At 71.7% G+C, this 18,586-nt stretch carries 13 protein-coding genes and 1 riboswitch; of the genes, 9 read left to right on the top strand and 4 right to left on the bottom strand.

Going from position 1 to position 18,586, the window contains the following annotated elements; genetic code table 11:
• Positions 1–8: 8 nt before the first annotated feature.
• From nuoL to recQ, 4 genes are all read left to right on the top strand, one after another.
• On the top strand, positions 9–1,949 hold the full coding sequence (gene nuoL, locus ACZ42A_RS09925; RefSeq protein ID WP_468526645.1) for an NADH-quinone oxidoreductase subunit L: 1,941 nt from the start codon (positions 9–11) through the stop codon (positions 1,947–1,949).
• Between the two features lie 5 nt (positions 1,950–1,954).
• Complete coding sequence (locus ACZ42A_RS09920) at positions 1,955–3,526, top strand: NADH-quinone oxidoreductase subunit M (protein ID WP_468526644.1); 1,572 nt, start codon at positions 1,955–1,957, stop codon at positions 3,524–3,526.
• Positions 3,523–5,181 carry an NADH-quinone oxidoreductase subunit NuoN gene (gene nuoN / locus ACZ42A_RS09915; protein ID WP_468526643.1) on the top strand — a complete coding sequence of 553 codons (1,659 nt, stop codon included), beginning with the start codon at positions 3,523–3,525 and terminating at the stop codon, positions 5,179–5,181. Before ACZ42A_RS09920 ends, nuoN begins: the two co-directional genes overlap by 4 nt.
• Positions 5,182–5,334: 153 nt before the next feature.
• Positions 5,335–7,350, top strand: a complete 2,016-nt coding sequence (recQ, locus tag ACZ42A_RS09910; RefSeq protein WP_468526782.1) for a DNA helicase RecQ — start codon at positions 5,335–5,337, stop codon at positions 7,348–7,350.
• Positions 7,351–7,459: 109 nt separating this feature from the next.
• Here recQ and ACZ42A_RS09905 read toward each other — a convergent pair whose 3' ends face one another.
• On the bottom strand, positions 7,460–8,398 hold the full coding sequence (locus ACZ42A_RS09905) for a M56 family metallopeptidase (protein WP_468526642.1): 939 nt from the start codon (positions 8,396–8,398) through the stop codon (positions 7,460–7,462).
• 210 nt (positions 8,399–8,608) lie between these two features.
• Positions 8,609–9,820, bottom strand: coding sequence for a fumarylacetoacetase (fahA, locus tag ACZ42A_RS09900; protein WP_468526641.1), 1,212 nt, complete (start codon positions 9,818–9,820; stop codon positions 8,609–8,611).
• Positions 9,821–10,032: 212 nt separating this feature from the next.
• On the opposite strand from fahA, the gene ACZ42A_RS09895 reads away from it, so the two are divergent.
• Entirely contained in the window at positions 10,033–10,944 is a 912-nt protein-coding gene (locus ACZ42A_RS09895; protein ID WP_468526640.1) for an HAD family hydrolase, read from the top strand.
• Here the strand turns inward: ACZ42A_RS09895 and ACZ42A_RS09890 are convergent.
• On the bottom strand, positions 10,908–11,405 hold the full coding sequence (locus ACZ42A_RS09890) for a transglycosylase SLT domain-containing protein (protein WP_468526639.1): 498 nt from the start codon (positions 11,403–11,405) through the stop codon (positions 10,908–10,910). The genes ACZ42A_RS09895 and ACZ42A_RS09890 overlap by 37 nt on opposite strands.
• A gap of 3 nt (positions 11,406–11,408) precedes the next feature.
• A riboswitch (cyclic di-AMP (ydaO/yuaA leader) is annotated at positions 11,409–11,588 on the bottom strand.
• Positions 11,589–11,862: 274 nt separating this feature from the next.
• The gene (locus ACZ42A_RS09885; RefSeq protein ID WP_468526781.1) at positions 11,863–13,857 is read right to left on the bottom strand and encodes a CocE/NonD family hydrolase; all 1,995 of its coding nucleotides are present in this window, start codon (positions 13,855–13,857) and stop codon (positions 11,863–11,865) included.
• A gap of 236 nt (positions 13,858–14,093) precedes the next feature.
• Here ACZ42A_RS09885 and ACZ42A_RS09880 point away from each other — a divergent pair, with 236 nt between their 5' ends.
• From ACZ42A_RS09880 to ACZ42A_RS09865, 4 genes are all read left to right on the top strand, one after another.
• The gene (locus ACZ42A_RS09880; protein WP_468526638.1) at positions 14,094–15,104 is read left to right on the top strand and encodes a polyprenyl synthetase family protein; all 1,011 of its coding nucleotides are present in this window, start codon (positions 14,094–14,096) and stop codon (positions 15,102–15,104) included.
• 221 nt (positions 15,105–15,325) lie between these two features.
• Positions 15,326–16,525 carry a LolA family protein gene (locus ACZ42A_RS09875; protein WP_468526637.1) on the top strand — a complete coding sequence of 400 codons (1,200 nt, stop codon included), beginning with the start codon at positions 15,326–15,328 and terminating at the stop codon, positions 16,523–16,525.
• Positions 16,526–16,565: 40 nt separating this feature from the next.
• Positions 16,566–17,540 carry an ABC transporter ATP-binding protein gene (locus tag ACZ42A_RS09870; protein WP_468526636.1) on the top strand — a complete coding sequence of 325 codons (975 nt, stop codon included), beginning with the start codon at positions 16,566–16,568 and terminating at the stop codon, positions 17,538–17,540.
• Positions 17,527–18,432, top strand: coding sequence for an ABC transporter permease (locus ACZ42A_RS09865; RefSeq protein ID WP_468526635.1), 906 nt, complete (start codon positions 17,527–17,529; stop codon positions 18,430–18,432). Before ACZ42A_RS09870 ends, ACZ42A_RS09865 begins: the two co-directional genes overlap by 14 nt.
• Positions 18,433–18,586: the final 154 nt, after the last annotated feature.

Genomic DNA, 18,586 nt, shown 5'->3' with positions numbered 1-18,586 from the left:
TCGCTGAAGTGGAGAACCTGATTGCGCTGCTGATCGCGGCGCCCCTGCTCGGAGCGGCCGTCCTGCTGTGCGGCGGCCGGCGGCTGGACGCCGTCGGCCACTGGATCGGCACGGTGCTGGCGTTCGTCTCCTTCGCCCTCGGCGCGGTCCTCTTCGCGGACCTGCTGGGCAAGGACGCCGAGCACCGCACCCTCACCTCGCACCTGTTCAGCTGGATCCCGGTCGAGGGCTTCCAGGCGGACGTCGCCTTCCGCCTCGACCAGCTGTCCATGACGTTCGTCCTGCTGATCACCGGTGTCGGCTCGCTGATCCACCTCTACTCGGTCGGGTACATGGAGCACGACGAGCGGCGCCGCCGCTTCTTCGGCTACCTGAACCTGTTCCTCGCGGCGATGCTGCTGCTCGTCCTGGCCGACAACTACCTGCTGCTGTACGTCGGCTGGGAGGGCGTCGGTCTCGCCTCCTACCTGCTGATCGGCTTCTGGCAGCACAAGCCCAGCGCCGCGACGGCCGCGAAGAAGGCCTTCCTGGTCAACCGGGTCGGCGACATGGGCCTGTCGATCGCGATCATGCTGATGTTCACCACGTTCGGCACCTTCGCCTTCGGTCCGGTGCTCGACAGCGTGGGGGACACCTCCGAGGGCATGCTCACCGCGATCGGCCTGATGCTGCTGCTCGCCGCCTGCGGCAAGTCGGCCCAGGTGCCGCTCCAGTCCTGGCTCGGCGACGCGATGGAGGGCCCGACCCCGGTCTCCGCCCTCATCCACGCCGCGACCATGGTGACCGCGGGCGTCTATCTGATCGTCCGCTCCGGCGCCATCTTCAACGCGGCGCCCGACGCACAGTTGGTCGTCACCATCGTCGGCGCGGTCACGCTCCTCTTCGGTGCGATCGTCGGTTGCGCGAAGGACGACATCAAGAAGGCGCTGGCCGGCTCGACCATGTCGCAGATCGGCTACATGATCCTGGCCGCGGGCCTCGGCCCGATTGGCTACGTCTTCGCGATCATGCACCTGGTGACGCACGGCTTCTTCAAGGCCGGCCTGTTCCTCGGCGCCGGTTCCGTCATGCACGGCATGAACGACGAGGTCGACATGCGCAAGTACGGCGGCCTGCGCAAGTACATGCCGGTCACCTTCGTCACCTTCGGCCTCGGCTACCTCGCGATCATCGGCTTCCCGGGCCTGTCCGGCTTCTTCTCCAAGGACAAGATCATCGAGGCGGCGTTCGCCAAGGGCGGCACCGAGGGCTGGATCCTCGGCGGCTGCGCCCTGCTCGGCGCGGCCATCACGGCGTTCTACATGACGCGCGTGATGCTGATGACGTTCTTCGGCGAGGAGCGGTGGCAGCCGGCGCCCGACCCAGACAAGGCGCCCAGCGTCGAGCCCGGCATCGAGGTGCACCCCGGCGAGATGCCGCACCCGCACGAGTCGCCCAAGGTCATGACGATCCCGATGATCCTGCTGGCCGTCGGATCGGTGGCGGGCGGCGCGTTCTTCAGCATCGGCGACCGCTTCATCCACTGGCTGGAGCCCGTCACCGGGCACGAACACGGCCACCCGCCGATCAGCGCCGGAACGGTCACCGCGGCGACCGTGGCGTGCATGGTCATCGGCGTCGCCATCGCCTGGGCGCAGTACGGCCGCCGCCCGGTCCCGGCCGTCGCCCCGCGCGGGTCCCTGCTCACCCGGGCCGCCCGCCGCGACCTGCTCCAGGACGACTTCAACCACGTCGTCCTGGTCCGCGGCGGCGAGCACCTGACCCGGTCCCTGGTGTACGTCGACCACACCCTGGTCGACGGAGTCGTCAACGGCACGGCGGCCTCGGTCGGCGGCCTCTCCGGACGGCTGCGCCGGCTGCAGAACGGCTTCGCGCGGTCGTACGCGGTCTCGATGTTCGGCGGTGCGGCGATCCTGATCGCCGCGACCCTGCTGATGAGGGCGGTCTGATACCGATGTCCTTTCCCCTGCTGACAGCGACGGCGGTGCTCCCGGCCCTCGGGGCGGTCGCCACGGCCGCCGTCCCGGCCGCGCGGCGCACCGCCGCCAAGTGGCTGGCGCTGCTCGTCTCGCTCGCCACCCTCGCGCTGGCGATCGCCGTGGTGGTCCGCTTCGACCCGGACGGCGACCGCTACCAGCTCACCGAATCGCACTCCTGGATCGCGGACTTCGGAGTCCGCTACGAACTGGGCGTGGACGGCATCGCGGTCGCCCTGATCGCGCTGACCGCCCTGCTGATCCCGTTCATCATCCTCGCGGGCTGGCACGACGCCGACCCGCTGGAGACCGGGAGCAAGCGGTGGCGGCCGACGCAGGGCTTCTTCGCCCTGATCCTGGCCGTCGAGGCGATGGTGATCCTCTCCTTCGAGGCCACCGACGTCTTCCTCTTCTACATCTTCTTCGAAGCCATGCTCATCCCGATGTACTTCCTCATCGGCGGCTTCGGGGACCGTGCCCACGAGCACGGCGAGGCGGCGGCGTCCACGCAACGGTCGTACGCGGCCGTGAAGTTCCTGCTCTACAACCTGGTCGGCGGGCTGATCATGCTGGCCGCGGTGATCGGGCTGTACGTGGTCGCCGGGAACTTCTCGCTCACGGAGATCGCGCAGGCCCGCGCGAGCGGCGAGCTGGAGATGGCCACCAGCACCGAACGCTGGCTGTTCCTCGGGTTCTTCTTCGCCTTCGCGGTGAAGGCCCCACTGTGGCCGCTGCACACCTGGCTGCCCAACGCCATGCAGGAGTCCACCGCGCCGGTCGCGGTGCTGATCACCGCGGTCGTGGACAAGGTGGGCACCTTCGCGATGCTCCGCTTCTGCCTCCAGCTGTTCCCGGAGGCCAGCAAATGGGCGACGCCGGCCATCCTCGTGCTGGCGCTCATCAGCATCGTGTACGGCGCGCTGCTCGCGGTCGGCCAGCGCGACATGAAGCGCCTGATCGCGTACGCGTCGATCTCGCACTTCGGCTTCATCATCATGGGCATCTTCGCGATGACCAGCCAGGGCCAGTCCGGCGCGACCCTCTACATGGTCAACCACGGGATCTCGACGGCCGCGCTGATGCTGGTGGCCGGGTTCCTGATCTCCCGGCGCGGCTCGCGGCTCATCGCCGACTACGGCGGGGTGCAGAAGGTCGCCCCGGTGCTCGCCGGCACCTTCCTGATCGGCGGCCTCGCGACCCTGTCGCTGCCCGGACTCGCCCCGTTCGTCAGCGAGTTCCTGGTCCTGGTCGGCACCTTCGCGCGCTATCCGGTGATCGGCATCATCGCCACCTTCGGCATCGTGCTCGCCGCGCTCTACACCCTCGTCCTCTACCAGCGGACGATGACGGGCCCGGTGAGGCCGGAGGTCTCCAAGATGCCCGACCTCAGGGTGCGTGAGCTGGTGGTCGTCGCCCCGCTCGTCGCGCTGCTGATCGTGCTCGGGGTCTACCCGAAGCCGGTCACGGACATCGTCAACCCGGCGGTCGAGCAGACCATGTCGGACGTACAGAAGAAGGACCCCCAGCCCGAGGTGGAGGCGGCCAAGTGAGCGCATCAGCCGTCCACAGCCTGTGGACAACGGCGGCCACCGCGGCCGAACCGATCTCGAAGATCGACGCACCGAAGATCGAGTACGGGCAGCTGGCGCCCCTGCTGATCGTCATCGGCGCGGCGATCGCCGGGGTGCTCGTCGAGGCGTTCGTCCCGCGCAAGTCCCGGTACTACGCGCAGATGTTCGTCTCCGTCGTCGGCCTCGCCGCCGCCTTCGCCGCGGTCGTCGCGCTCGCCGCCGACGGATACGGCACGACCAAGGCGCGGATCGCGGCCATGGGCGCGATCGCGGTCGACGGTCCGGCCCTGTTCCTGCAGGGCACCATTCTGCTGGCCGCGCTGGTCAGCCTCTTCACCTTCGCCGAGCGGCGCCTGGACCCGGCGGCGCACGGCAAGCCGGTGGACTCCTTCGCCGCGCAGGCCGCCTCCGTGCCGGGCAGCGACAGCGAGAAGGCCGCGGTGAAGGCCGGGTTCACCACCACCGAGGTGTTCCCGCTGCTGCTCTTCGCGGTCAGCGGCATGCTGCTCTTCCCGGCGGCCAACGACCTGCTGACGCTGTTCGTGGCCCTGGAGGTCTTCTCGCTGCCGCTGTACCTGATGTGCGCGCTGGCCCGCCGCAAGCGGCTGATGTCGCAGGAGGCCGCGGTGAAGTACTTCCTGCTCGGAGCGTTCGCCTCCGCGTTCACCCTGTTCGGCATCGCGCTGCTGTACGGCTACGCCGGCTCGATGTCGTACGGCACGATCGCGCAGGTCGTCGACGGCACGATCACCGACGTGACCCCCGCCCTCGCGAACACCATGGGCAACGACGCGCTGCTGCTGGTCGGTGCCGCGCTGATCGTGATGGGCCTGCTGTTCAAGGTGGGCGCGGTGCCGTTCCACATGTGGACGCCGGACGTCTACCAGGGCGCGCCGACCCCGGTGACGGGCTTCATGGCGGCGGCGACGAAGGTGGCCGCGTTCGGCGCGCTGCTGCGCATCCTCTACGTCGTCCTGCCCGGCCTGCGCTGGGACTGGCGGCCGGTCATGTGGGGCGTGGCGATCGTCACCATGCTGGGCGGCGCGATCGTCGCGATCACCCAGACCGACATCAAGCGGCTGCTGGCGTACTCGTCGATCGCGCACGCGGGATTCATCCTCGCGGGTGTCATCGCGACCACGCCGGACGGTGTCTCCTCGGTCCTCTTCTACCTCGGTGCCTACTCCTTCGTGACGATCGGCGCCTTCGCGGTCGTCACCCTGGTGAGGGACGCGGGCGGCGAGGCGACGCACCTGTCGAAGTGGGCCGGGCTGGGCCGCAGGTCGCCCCTGGTCGCGGCCGTGTTCGCGGTGTTCCTGCTGGCCTTCGCGGGCATTCCGCTGACCTCCGGCTTCGCGGGCAAGTTCGCCGTGTTCAAGGCGGCGGCGGAGGGCGGCGCGGCACCGCTGGTCGTCATCGGTGTGATCTCGTCGGCGATCGCGGCCTTCTTCTACATCCGCGTGATCGTGCTGATGTTCTTCAGCGAGCCCAAGCCGGAGGGCCCGACCGTCGCCGTGCCGTCACCGCTGACGATCACGGCGATCACGGCGGGCGTGGCGGTGACGCTGGCGCTCGGTGTGGCGCCGCAGTACTTCCTGGATCTGGCGGGTCAGGCGGGCGTGTTCGTGCGCTGACGCTCCGCTCGCACATACGGCCGAGGCCCGGCATCCCCCGCGGGATGCCGGGCCTCCGTGCGAGCGGGAGCCTGTGGATAACTCCCGGGGCTGTCGGTGCGGCCCCCTATCGTGGAAGCAGTGGTCGAGGGACGACGTACGGGGGGCACGACGATGGGCGGGACGGGCGGTATCGCCGAGATGGCAGTGACGCAGAGTGAGGCGCTGGCCGCGCTGCACAGGGTCTTCGGATACGAGGCCTTCCGCGGCGAGCAGGAATCCGTCATCGAGCATGTGGTGGCCGGCGGGGACGCCGTGGTGCTCATGCCGACCGGCGGCGGCAAGTCGCTGTGCTACCAGATCCCGGCCCTGGTCAGACCCGGCACGGGCGTCGTCGTCTCCCCGCTCATCGCGCTGATGCAGGACCAGGTGGACGCGCTGCGGGCGCTCGGCGTGCGGGCCGGGTTCGTCAACTCCACGCAGGACTTCGACGAGCGGCGCGTCGTCGAGGCCGAGTTCCTGGCCGGCGAGCTGGACCTGCTCTACCTGGCGCCGGAGCGGCTCCGGCTGGACGCCACGCTGGACCTGCTCTCCCGCGGCAAGATCTCCGTCTTCGCGATCGACGAGGCCCACTGCGTCTCCCAGTGGGGCCACGACTTCCGCCCCGACTACCTGACCCTCTCGCTGCTCGGCGAGCGCTGGCCGGACGTCCCCCGGATCGCGCTCACGGCGACCGCCACGCGTGCCACGCACCAGGAGATCACCCAGCGGCTGAACATGCCGACGGCCCGGCACTTCGTGGCGAGCTTCGACCGGCCGAACATCCAGTACCGGATCGTGCCGAAGGCCGACCCCAAGAAGCAGCTGCTGAGCTTCCTGCGCGAGGAGCACGCGGGCGACGCGGGCATCGTGTACTGCCTCTCGCGCAACTCGGTCGAGAAGACCGCCGAGTTCCTCTCCCGCAACGGCATCGAGGCGGTGCCGTACCACGCGGGCCTGGACGCGGGCACCCGCGCCGCCCACCAGTCCCGCTTCCTGCGGGAGGACGGCCTGGTCGTGGTCGCGACCATCGCCTTCGGCATGGGCATCGACAAGCCGGACGTACGGTTCGTCGCCCACCTGGACCTGCCCAAGTCGGTGGAGGGGTACTACCAGGAGACGGGCCGCGCCGGCCGCGACGGACTGCCGTCCACGGCGTGGATGGCGTACGGCCTCAACGACGTCATCCAGCAGCGCAAGCTGATCCAGTCCGGCGAGGGCGACGAGGCCTTCCGACGGCGGGCGCAGGCGCACCTGGACTCGATGCTCGCGCTGTGCGAGACCGCCCAGTGCCGGCGCGGCCAGCTCCTCGCCTACTTCGGCCAGGAGCCGGACCCCGCGGGCTGCGGCAACTGCGACACCTGCCTGACGCCGCCGGAGACCTGGGACGGCACGGTCGCCGCGCAGAAGGTGCTGTCGACGGTGGTGCGGCTGCAGCGGGAGCGGGGGCAGAAGTTCGGCGCGGTGCAGATCGTCGACATCCTGCTGGGCAAGCGGACCGGCAAGGTGATCCAGTTCGACCACGACCAGCTGTCCGTGTTCGGCATCGGCGAGGAGCTGACCGAGGGCGAATGGCGGGGCGTCATCCGGCAGTTGCTGGCCCAGGGGCTGCTCGCGGTCGAGGGGGAGTACGGCACGCTGGTGCTGACCGAGGCCAGCGGGGCGGTGCTGCGGCGGGAGCGGGAGGTGCCGCTGCGCAAGGAGCCGAAGAAGCCTGCGGCGGCGAAGTCGGCGTCCTCCTCGCGGGGCGAGCGCAAGCCCAGAGCGGCCGCCGCCGAGCTGCCCGAGGAGCTGGCGCCGGCCTTCGAGGCGCTGCGCGCCTGGCGGGCCGAACAGGCACGCGAACAGGGCGTCCCGGCGTATGTGATCTTCCACGACGCGACACTCCGGGAGATCGCCACGGTGTGGCCCACCTCGGTGCGGGAGCTCGGCGGGATCAGCGGAGTCGGCGAGAAGAAGCTGGCGACGTACGGGGAGGGTGTCCTGGCGGTGCTCGCCGGGCTGGGCGGCCCGCCCGGCGCGGCACCGGCTCCGTCCGCCGGTACGGGAGCCGACGCCGGGGGCGATGCCGGGAGCGACGCCGACCCCTTCGGCCCGGACGACTGGCCCGAGCTGGAGGCGGAGCCGGAGCCGGAGCCCGACTGGGCGTAGCCGCCGAGCCACGGCCACCTGTCCCTTGGCCGCGCCCCGCGCGCCACTCGTCCCCTGGCCACACGCCGCGCGCGCCACTCGCCCCCTGGCCGCACCCCGCGCGCGTCGCTCAGCCCAGCGCCGTCAACCCCGGCGCGAAGGTGATCAGCAGCGGCAGCAGCGGCACCAGCGCCGCCACCGTCGTGGTCAGCGCCCGGTGGCGGCGGCCCAGCCGGGGCGGCGGTTCCAGCAGCCGGTCGACGCGCTCGCCGAGCAGCCGGTGGCTGGAGGCACAGGACAGCACGCCCCGGTGCTGGTTCAGCTCGATCAGGGCGAGCGCGGTGGTGAGGTGACCGCAGCGGCGGGAGGCGGTGTCGTCGGCGGCCAGTTCGACCAGACGGTGGGTCTGGTCGCAGAAGTGCGCGAACAGCGGGATGCGGGGGAAGCCGGTGGCCAGTGCGGTGGAGAGGTGCAGCAGCCAGTCGTGGTGGGCCCGGGCGTGGCCGCGCTCATGGGTCAGGACGGCGTCGAGCTGGTGGTCGGTGAGGCGGTGCAGGGCGCCGGTGGTGACGACCAGCTGCGGCGGGTGGCCCGGCAGCCACCAGGCGTCCGGGTATTCGTCCTCCAGGACCAGCAGCGGCCCACGGGCGGCCGGCAGCCCGGCCGGCAGGTCGGGGGCGCGCTCGCGCAGGTGGGCGCGGGCCTGGCCGCGCCGGCGGCGGGCCTCGACCAGTTCGCGGGCGAGCATCGCGGTGGTCCAGGCGGCGCCGCAGGCCAGCAGCAGGGTGAGCGCGGCGGCCCAGGGCGGCGCGGCGGACAGGTCGTACGCGGCGGTGACGGCCGGCGGGGCCGGGGCGAAGACATGGTCGCGGACGGTCTGGAAGACCGCCGCCGCGCCGAGCGTCAGCGCGGTCAGACAGCACAGCAGGACGGTGGCGACCAGGCACTGCCACACCCACAGCGCCACCACCGGCTCCCGTTCGGGCCAGGCGGCGCGGGTCAGCGCACGGGGGACCGGCACGGCGGCCGTCAGGCCGAGGACGCTCAGCAGGAGCAGGCAGACGGTCATGCCAAGGGCTCCGGATCCTGGAGTCGAGAGGGCGGCTTCGGGTCGTGCGGTGCGGGCGAGGGGCGCGCGCCGTCCGCATCCCGCACCCGGCATCGCGCACTCCGCCCGCCGCCAGTATGACGGCGGGCGGGGCCCGCAGTCAGCGCCGGAACCGACGCGTTACCGGAAGACACCCCTCCAGGGCCCAACCACCGTGCCCGGCACGGCGGTTCACGCGGGCACGATCGTCCCCGTCACCTCGCCGAGACCCACCCGGGCGCCGCCCGGACCCGGGGCCCAGGCCGTCAGGGTCACCGTGTCGCCGTCCTCCAGGAAGGTGCGCTTGCCGTCGGGCAGTTCGAGCGGGTCGCGGCCGTTCCAGGTCAGTTCCAGCAGGGAGCCGCGCTGGGCGGGCTCGGGGCCGCTGACCGTACCGGAGCCGTAGAGGTCGCCGGTGCGCAGGGAGGCGCCGTTCACGGTCATGTGGGCGAGCTGCTGGGCCGCGGTCCAGTACATGGTGGAGAAGGGCGGCTCGGAGACGACGTGGCCGTTGACGGCGACGGAGATGCGCAGGTCGTAGCCGCCGGGCTCCTCGTCGGCGTCGTCGAGGTAGGGAAGCAGCTCGTGGGTGCGCTCCGGGGGCGCCACCCGGGCGTCCTCCAGCGCGTCCAGCGGGGTGATCCACGCCGAGACGGAGGTGGCGAAGGACTTGCCGAGGAACGGCCCGAGGGGCACGTACTCCCAGGCCTGGATGTCCCGCGCCGACCAGTCGTTGAGCAGGCACAGCCCGAAGACGTGTTCCCGGAAGTCGCGCAGCGGCACCGGGCTGCCCATCGGTGACGGCGTCCCGACCACGAAGCCGACCTCGGCCTCGATGTCCAGCCGGACGGACGGGCCGAACACCGGCGCCGGGTCGCCGGCCGCCTTGCGCTGGCCCGCCGGGCGGACGACGTCGGTGCCGGAGACCACGACCGTGCCGGCGCGGCCGTGGTAGCCGATCGGCAGGTGCTTCCAGTTCGGGGTGAGGGAGTCGGGGGCGTCCGGGCGGAACATCCGGCCGACGTTGCGGGCGTGGTTCTCCGAGGCGTAGAAGTCGACGTAGTCGGCGACCTCGAAGGGCAGATGGAGGGTCACCGACGACAGGGGGTGCATCAGCGGGGCGACGGTCTCGCGGTGGGACGGCACGGTCACCCACGCGGTGAGCGCGCGCCGTACGTCCGACCAGGCGGTGCGGCCGGCCGCGAGCAGCGGGCCCAGCGTCGGCCGGTCGAGCAGCGAGGCGTACGGGGAACCGAGCGCCAGGGCGGCCGCGCCGGCGTCGAGCACATGGTCGCCGAGCCGGACGCCGACGGTCCGCCGGTCGGAACCGGCGGGGGAGAACACGCCGTACGGAAGGTTGTGCGGACCGAAGGGGTCGCCCTCGGGGACATCGAAGGGGGGCATGGGGTGCTGCCTCACTTTCGTACGCGCGGTCCATGCGGTCGCGCCACACGTTACGGCGGTGATCCCCGGTTTGGGAGTGCCGGCAGATCCGCGTCCCGGTCGCTCGGCACCGCGACCCGGGAGCCCGCGGGCACCACGTGGGGGTGAAAACCGGACGGCGGAAAGGAAGTTGAGGATGAGCGGGGTGGGCGCGGTGTCCGTATTCTCTGATCATGGCCGCACCCACCGCATATGCCGCGCGCACCGCGTACTCCCTCATCGCCACCGACCTCGACGGCACCTTGCTGCGCGGCGACGACACGGTCTCCGACCGGTCGCGCGCCGCGCTCGCTCGGGTGGCGGCGGCCGGCGCCCGGCACCTGGTGGTGACCGGACGGCCGGCACCACGGGTGCGCCCGCTGCTGGAGGATCTGGGCGGCACGGGCCTGGCGGTGTGCGGGCAGGGAGCGCAGCTGTACGACGTCGGCGCCGACCGGCTGCTGTGGTCGGTGACCCTGGACCGGGAGCTGGCGGAGCACGCGCTCGGCAAGATCGAGGCCGAGGTGGGGCAGGTGTACGCGGCGGTCGACCAGGACGGGGTCGACGGGCTGACCCTGATCGAGCCGGGCTACCGGATGCCGCACCCCACCCTGCCCGCGGTGCGGGTCGGGCGGCGCGACGACCTGTGGGGCGAGCCCATCAGCAAGGTGCTGCTGCGCCATCCCACGCTGTCCGACGACGAGTTGGCGGCGGTGGCCCGTTCGGTGGTCGGCTCGCTCGCGACCGTCACCATGTCGGGGCCGGGCACGGTCGAGCTGCAGCCGTGCGGCATCACCAAGGCGACCGGGCTGGCGCTGGCCGCCGAGCATCTGGGGCTGCGCCCGGAGGGGACCCTCGCCTTCGGGGACATGCCCAACGACATCCCCATGTTCGACTGGGCCGGATACGGCGTGGCCATGGCCAACGCTCATCCCGAACTCAAGGCGGTGGCCGACGAGATCACCCTGTCGAACGAGGACGACGGCATCGCCGCCGTCCTCGAACGACTTTTTGGTGAAACGGTGAGCGCGGCTCAGGCAGGGAGCCGCGCTCGGATGGAGCCCGTGGCTCAGTACGCGCCGAAGACGTTGTCGATGGAGCCGTAGCGGTCGGCCGCGTAGTTGCAGGCCGCCACGATGTTCGCGACCGGGTCGTACGGGTCGTACTTGGTGCCGGGCACGTGGTACGCGGCGAAGGTCGGGTCGATGACCTGGAGCAGGCCCTTGGACGGGGTGCCCTTGGCGGCGTTGGAGTCCCAGAGGTTGATGGCCAGCGGGTTGCCGGAGGACTCGCGCATCACGTTGCGGTGGATGCCGTCGTAGGTGCCGGGGATGCCGTGCTGGGCCATGATCGACAGGGACTGGCGGATCCAGCCGTCGAGGTTGTTGGGGTACACCGTGGCGGCGGTCGTCGCGGTCGGGGTGGCCGCCGAGGCGGTGGTCGCGCCGAGCAGCGGCAGCGCGAGCACGGCGGCACCGGTGCCGGCGACGGCGAGCGTGCGGGCGAGCCGGGCGCGGCGGCGGCCCTTGGCCGACTGGTTGTTTGCGGGCAGACCCTTTGCAGGCATGGCGAATGTCCTCTCCGTCGCCTGCGAGGTGAGCTGTCGGGTTCGGGCGGGGAGGTGCCCGGCCGCGCGCCACAGCGCACGGCTTCACCCCAAGCCGTCCCGGGGCTATGCCCGGACCGGCGACTTACCTGGGTCCCCCGCTCCTGCCATACGAATGAGTTCGAGGTTCGGTGGTGCGGGCGGTGGCAGGATTCGGCGTCCGCCCGACGGACCGGGAAGTTATGCGAGAGGCGGTGTCCGGAACAAGTAGCGGATTCACATATCGCGCCCGTTGACCATGATCAGGGCGTATGGGGTACTTGATCCTTTGCGACCGCCAAGGGTCAACTGGCAAGAGAACATGGGGATGTCGCCGAAGGTGGCGGGAAGTCTGTGGGTGCGCGGTCGTGAGTCAACTCACGTGCGAGCGCAAGAGCGGCAAATCGGGCAATAGTCCCAAGGTGTGCTCAACTGCCCGTCAGCCCGCGGTGCGTGGAATCCGCCTCTCCCAGGTCCGGTGGAAGACCACCTCTTCGCCCGCCGTGCACATCACCTCGTTGACGGACAGAAAGTGCTCCGCGTCACAGCCGATCTCCGAGCGGGTCCGCACGGTCGTGTCCCAGGCCAGCTCCGGCCGGTGCAGCCGGATCGACCAGTCCGAGCGGGTGCGCGCGGAGAGCGGGTCGTCCTCGTGGATGGTGTACGTCTCCAGCGCGTCCTCGGTGAACTCCAGCCCGTCGGGGTACATACGGGTGCCGCCGCAGCGCGGGTCGACCTCCAGGCGCCACTCGCCCGTGGCCACGTCCCGCACCACCAGCCGCTCGGGGCGGGGCTCGTCCAGCGTGACGGGGATGCCGACGCCCAGCGGCGGGGCCTGCTCGGGCTCCTCGAAGGTGATCGTCCGCTCGGCCTCACGCGCGCGGACCGGCAGTTCGAGCGTGCTGCCCGCCGGGTCCAGGGTGAACCCGGCCGCCGACTCGGGCTGGGGCCAGATCCACGGCCAGTACGCCGAGGAGACGGCGAGCCGGATGCGATGGCCGGGTGGGAAGGCGTGGCCGATGCCGCTCAGCTCGAACGTCACGTCCTCCGTCGCCCCCGGCTCCCACGGGACCGCCCGGTCCCGCCCCCGGCGCGCCGACAGGTTCAGCGCACCCCGGGTGATCAGGGTGGAGGCGCCGTCCGGCGCCACGTCGCACAGCCGGGCGATCACCTGGCCGCGCGGCACCTCACAGGTCAGCCGCAGCCGCACCCGCGGCCGGCCCAGCACCCAGGTCTCCTCCGGCACCGGGAAGTCGAAGCAGGCCGACCGCGCGTCCTCCGCCCGCTGGTCGGGCGGCAGGTCGGCGTCGCCGCCGAAGGGGCGGAAGCGGCCGGCGTCGAGGCCGGTGTGCATGGGGGACCGGACGAGGACGGGTGCGCCCTGGAGGGCGTACGTGAGCGGCGTCACGTTCGGCGACGGCCAGGCGGGCTCGCCGACCCAGCGGCCCGGCAGCGTGGCGTACGTGGTGGCCGGGCGGTGCGTGTCGGTGACGTAGGCGCGCAGCAGGGGCTCCCTCAGGACGCCGGTGTCGGTGTCCTTCAGCCAGTGGTCCCACCAGCGCAGGGTCTCCTGGAGGAAGCCGATGGCCGGGCCGGGCGGCAGACCGCGGTCGGGGTACTGGTGGGACCAGGGGCCGATCAGGCCGCGCACGCGGTCGGCGGGCAGGTGTTCGACCAGACGGAGCACGGTGTCGCGATACGGGTCGTGCCAGCCGCCCACCGCGAGCACGGCGGCCCGGATCGCGCCGTAGTCCTCGCGGACGCCGCCGCGCCGCCAGTACTCGTCCCGCTGCTGGTGGTCCAGCCAGGTGTGCAGAAAGGGTTCGACCTCCTCCAGGCGCCGCAGCCACAGCTCCCGCCAGGCCTCGCCGGCGTACCGCGGGTCCGGCGGGCGGGTGACGAAGCCGAGCAGCGTCGCCGCCCAGGCGTGCATGTCCACCGCGAGGACGGAACCTCCCAGGTAGTGCACGTCGTTGTCGTATCGGTCGTCCGTGGCGCACACCGTGACGACCGCCTTGAGCGGCTCGGGCGCGAGGGCCGCGATCCGGAGGGAGGTGAGGCCGCCCCAGGAGATGCCGAACATGCCGACCCTGCCGTCACACCAGGGCCGGTCCGCCAGCCAGTGCACCACCTCGACCCCGTCGGCCAGCTCCCGCTCCGAGTGCGCGTCCGTGGGCAGCCCCTCGCTGTTGCCGTGCCCGCGGATGTCGACCCGGACGGAGGCATAGCCGTGGCCCGCGTACCAGGGGTGGCGCTGGGCGTCGCGGGGCGCGGTCCAGTCGGTCAGGCGGTACGGCAGGTATTCGAGGAGCGCCGGTACGGGCTCGTCGGTCAGCGGGCGCCACACGCGTGCGTACAGGAGGGTGCCGTCCGACAGCGGGATGCGGAGGTCCTCGTGAGTCGTCTCGTAGGGGAAGGACGTACGGATGTGCATGCTCATCGGGGAGACCTCGGGGGCCGGGGGCCGGGGTGGCTGAGGCGAAGTCGATAGATATCCCTTCTTATCGGCTGATCAAAAACATACCGGGCGTGATCCGATACCGCCCGTGCTGTAACCGTGGGCGGCATCGGTGATCGAAACGTGACCGGATACGCTGACTTGAGTGAGGGCAGCGACGTATCGACAAACCGCGTAATCGCCAGTAGACACCAGCAGACAGGAGACCCCTCGTGACCGTCGTCGGGCCGTTCGGGCTGAGCGTGCGGGACCAGGCTCTGGAAGCCGATGTCCAGGCCGGATTGGCGGCTGTCGAGGAAGGGTTGCTCGAAGCCACCAAGAGCGAGGTCCCGTTCATCACGGAGGCCGCGCAGCATCTGGTGCGGGCCGGCGGGAAGCGGTTCCGGCCGCTGCTCGTGATGCTCGCCGCGCAGTTCGGCGACCCCTACGCGCCGGGCGTGGTGCCCTCCGCCGTCGTCGTCGAGCTGACCCACCTGGCGACGCTGTACCACGACGACGTGATGGACGAGGCCGCCGTCCGGCGCGGTGTGCCCAGCGCCAACACCCGCTGGGGCAACTCCGTCGCGGTCCTCACCGGCGACTTCCTCTTCGCCCGGGCCTCGCACATCCTCGCCGACCTGGGCCCGGAGGCGGTCCGCGTCCAGGCGGAGGCGTTCGAGCGGCTGGTCACCGGGCAGATCCTGGAGACCGCGGGCCCCCAGGACGGCCGCGACCCGGTCGACCACTACCTGGACGTGCTCGGCGGCAAGACCGGCTCGCTGGTGGCCGTGTCCTGCCGGTTCGGGGCCATGATGTCCGGCGCCGACGAGTCCGTCGTGAGCGTCCTCACGCAGTACGGCGAGCGGCTCGGCGTCGCCTTCCAGCTCGCCGACGACGTGCTGGACATCGCCTCGGACTCGCACGAGTCCGGCAAGACGCCGGGCACCGACCTGCGCGAGGGCATCGCCACGCTTCCCGTGCTGCGGCTGCGCGAGCAGGCCGCGCGCAGCGGGCTCGCCGAGGACATCGCCCTGTGCGAGCTGCTGGAGTCCGACCTCAGCGACGACGCCCGGCACGCCCGGGCGCTGGCGGCCCTGCGGGTGCACCCCGCGCTGGAGCAGGCGCGGCGGGACACCGTGCGGTACGCCGAGGAGGCGCGGGCCGCGCTGGCCCCGCTGCCCGAGTGCGACGCCAAGCGAGCGCTGCAGGAGCTGTGCGACGCGGTGGTCCACCGCGCCGGCTGAGTCCCCCGAACGCCGCCCTCTCCCGAGTGAGTTGGGTCGTCCATCCCCTACGGGTCGGGGGACATCCCGGCCCGCCGTGTCATACCGCAGCAGTACGCGGAGTTGATTCCGCGGGCTGACGAAAGCCGTGCCCGCTTTTGGTCAGATGGGAAGCACGGAAAAACATCCACTCCTCACCCGTTCGGGTGAGAATGGGCGGCGACGACGGAGGTAGGGCACACATGGCACCGTACGAATCCGACGACAGCACGACCGCACGGCGGCGCAAGGCCGTCCGGTACGTCGTTCCGGTCGCGGTGGTGGGGGTGGCGGCCGGGACCATCGGGCTCGTCCCCGCCATCGCCGACTCCGGCAGCCCCGACCTGCCGAAGATCACCGCGGAGCAGCTCATCCAGAAGATCGCCGAGTCGGACGTACAGCAGCTGTCCGGCACGGTGAAGATCACCACGGATCTGGGGCTGCCCGACCTCGGCGGCCTCGAGGGAGCCCTCGGCGGCTCCGGCGCGACCGCGCCCGGCGGCGAGGGAGACGGCTCCGCCGCCGACCCCTCGGCCAAGCTCACCGAACTGGCGACCGGCACCCACACCCTGCGCGTCGCGGCCGACGGCCCCGAGCGGCAGAAGCTGTCGGTGATGGAGAACGCCGCCGAGTACAGCCTCATCCACAACGGCAAGGACGTCTGGGGCTACGACAGCGCGTCCAACGAGGTGTTCCACGGCACCGCGGAGGACTCCGGCGAGCACACCGCGGAACCCCCCGCCACGCCGAAGGACTTCGCCGAGCAGGCGCTGAAGGCGGTCGACGAGACCACCTCGGTCACCGTCGACGGGACCGCGCAGGTCGCCGGGCGGGACGCCTACAAGCTGCTCATCGAGCCCAGGCAGTCCGGCTCCACGGTCGGCGCGATCAGCATCGCGGTGGACGCGAAGACCGGCCTGCCGCTCAAGTTCACCCTCACCCCGGCGAGCGGCGGCGCCGCCGTCGTCGACGCGGGCTTCACCCAGATCAGCTACGCCAGGCCCGCCGCCTCCACCTTCGACTTCACCCCGCCCAAGGGAGCGAAGATCACCGAGGAGGGCGAGGCCGAGCAGCCGGTCACCCGTAAGGACGAAGCGGATCTGGCCAAGGGCTTCGAAGAGGGCTTCGGCAAGGGCTCCGAGGGGCTGAAGGTGATAGGCGAGGGGTGGAACTCCGTCGCCGTGTTCGACACCGGCGGCGAGGGCCTGCCCACCGGTGAGGAGGTCGGCGGTGACCTGGGCGGCTTCCTCGGCTCCCTCGGCGACCCGGTGAAGGGCGACTTCGGCTTGGGCACGGTCTTCAAGACCCGCCTGATCAACGCCCTGATCACGGACGACGGCAAGGTCTACGCCGGTGCGGTCACCAAGGAGGCGCTGGTGAAGGCGGCCGACGCGGGGCAGTAGACCGGCACCACGGAGCAACTCGGCCTGAGTGAGGGAGTCCATGCACGAACCGCCCGCCACGGCACCGGACGGCGACGGAGACGGTGACGGCGTCATCGTCACCCGTGCGCTCACCAAGCGCTACCGCGGCGGGCAGCTCGCCGTCGACGGTCTGGATCTGACCGTCCCGGCGGGCAGCGTCTTCGGCTTCCTCGGCCCGAACGGCTCCGGCAAGACCACCACCATCCGCATGCTGATGGGCCTGATCGAGCCGACCTCCGGCACGGCGCGGGTGCTCGGCCGCCCCATGCCCCGGGCCGCCCGCGCCGTACTGCCGCAGGTCGGCGCCCTCATCGAGGGCCCGGCCCTGTACGGCTTCCTCTCCGGCCGCGACAACCTCCTGCGCTACGACGCCGCCGACCCGACCGCCGACCCGCGCACCCGGCGGACCCGGGTCGCCGCGGCGCTGGACCGGGTGGGTCTCACGGCGGCGGCCGGCAAGAAGGCGAAGGCGTACTCCCTCGGTATGAAACAGCGCCTCGGTCTCGCCGCGGCCCTGCTCCAGCCCCGCAGGCTGCTCGTCCTCGACGAGCCGACCAACGGCCTCGACCCGCAGGGCATGCGGGAGATCCGCACCCTGGTGCGGGAGCTGGCCGACGACGGCACCACCGTGTTCCTCTCCTCCCACCTGCTCGACGAGATCGAGCAGGTCTGCACCCATGCCGCGGTGATGGCCAAGGGACGTCTGATCACCCAGGGCACGGTCGCCGATCTCGCGGCGGGGCTGCGCGGCCGACTGGTCGTGACCACGCCGGACACCGGGGACGCGGCCCGGGTGCTGAAGGAGAAGGGCGTCGGTGACGTGGTCGTCGAGGAGGGCGGGGTGAGCGGGGAGGTGCCCGAGGGGGAACTCGCCGACCTCAACGCCGCGTTGGTCGGGGCAGGGGTCCGGGTACGCGGCTTCGGGGTCGAACGGGCCTCGCTGGAGGACGCGTTCGTGGCGCTGACGGGGGAGGGGTTCGATGTCGCGGGCTGAGGTCGCGGACTCGGCGTCTCGGGCTGAGGTCCCGCCCGGAGTGCGGACGCCCGGCCCGCTGTGGACCCTCGGGCTGTTCCGCAGCGAACTGCTCACCACCTTCCGGCGCTGGCGCACCCTCGCCCTGCTCGGGGTGCTGGCCGCCGTGCCCGTGCTGGTCGGGATCGCCGTGAAGATCGAGACCAGCGACGGCTCGTCGGTCGGCGGCGGAGGCGGCGAGGGCCCGGCGTTCATCACCCAGATCACCAACAACGGCCTGTTCCTGGTCTTTACCGCGCTCGCCGCGACCCTGCCGTTCTTCCTGCCGATGGCGGTGGGCGTGGTGGCGGGCGACGCGCTCGCCGGGGAGGCGAACGCGGGCACCCTGCGCTATCTGCTGGTCGCCCCGGCCGGCCGGACCCGGCTGCTGCTCACCAAGTACGCCACCACCATGGCCTTCTGCCTGGCCGCCACGCTCGTGGTCGCGCTGTCGGCGCTGACGGTCGGGGCGCTGCTCTTCCCGCTCGGCGACCTCACCACCATCTCCGGCACCCGGATCGGCTTCGCCGAGGGGCTGGGCCGGGCCCTGCTGATCGCGCTGACCGTCGCCGCCTCCCTGACCGGCATCGCGGCGCTCGGCCTGTTCGTCTCGACGCTGACCAACAGCGGCATCGCGGCCATGGCGACGACCGTCGGCCTGCTCATCACGGTGCAGATCCTCGACCAGATACCCCAGCTGGACGCCCTGCACCCGTACTTCTTCTCCCACTACTGGCTGTCCTTCGCCGACCTGATGCGCGAGCCGGTCTACTGGGACGACCTGGTGCGGAACCTCGGCCTCCAGGCGCTGTACGCGGCCGTGTTCGGCTCGGCGGCGTGGGCGCGGTTCACGGCGAAGGACATCACCGCCTGAGGCTCGGCCCCGCTGCGGGAACAGGGTGACGTTCTCGGCTGATCCACCCGCTGCTCGACGCCCAGCCGCTTCTCTTGGGACGAGGCTGTGACGCCGTGGTGACCGGAGCACCGTGGGGAAGCGGAGAGACTCGACGATAGGGTCCAGGGTCCGC

This window comes from Streptomyces sp. NPDC030838 (genome assembly GCF_055572035.1).
The sequence above is the reverse complement of the archived record's forward strand: the minus strand, read 5'-3'. Positions and strand labels throughout refer to the sequence as shown.

Bases quoted from the DNA above. Each gene is read 5' to 3' on its own strand.
- ACZ42A_RS09920 (WP_468526644.1), top strand. From the start codon at position 1,955: ATGTCCTTTCCCCTGCTGACAGCGACGGCGGTGCTCCCGGCCCTCGGG.
- recQ (WP_468526782.1), top strand. From the start codon at position 5,335: ATGGGCGGGACGGGCGGTATCGCCGAGATGGCAGTGACGCAGAGTGAG.
- ACZ42A_RS09905 (WP_468526642.1), bottom strand. From the start codon at position 8,398: ATGACCGTCTGCCTGCTCCTGCTGAGCGTCCTCGGCCTGACGGCCGCC.
- fahA (WP_468526641.1), bottom strand. From the start codon at position 9,820: ATGCCCCCCTTCGATGTCCCCGAGGGCGACCCCTTCGGTCCGCACAAC.
- ACZ42A_RS09895 (WP_468526640.1), top strand. From the start codon at position 10,033: ATGGCCGCACCCACCGCATATGCCGCGCGCACCGCGTACTCCCTCATC.
- ACZ42A_RS09890 (WP_468526639.1), bottom strand. From the start codon at position 11,405: ATGCCTGCAAAGGGTCTGCCCGCAAACAACCAGTCGGCCAAGGGCCGC.
- ACZ42A_RS09885 (WP_468526781.1), bottom strand. From the start codon at position 13,857: ATGCACATCCGTACGTCCTTCCCCTACGAGACGACTCACGAGGACCTC.
- ACZ42A_RS09875 (WP_468526637.1), top strand. From the start codon at position 15,326: ATGGCACCGTACGAATCCGACGACAGCACGACCGCACGGCGGCGCAAG.
- ACZ42A_RS09870 (WP_468526636.1), top strand. From the start codon at position 16,566: ATGCACGAACCGCCCGCCACGGCACCGGACGGCGACGGAGACGGTGAC.
- ACZ42A_RS09865 (WP_468526635.1), top strand. From the start codon at position 17,527: ATGTCGCGGGCTGAGGTCGCGGACTCGGCGTCTCGGGCTGAGGTCCCG.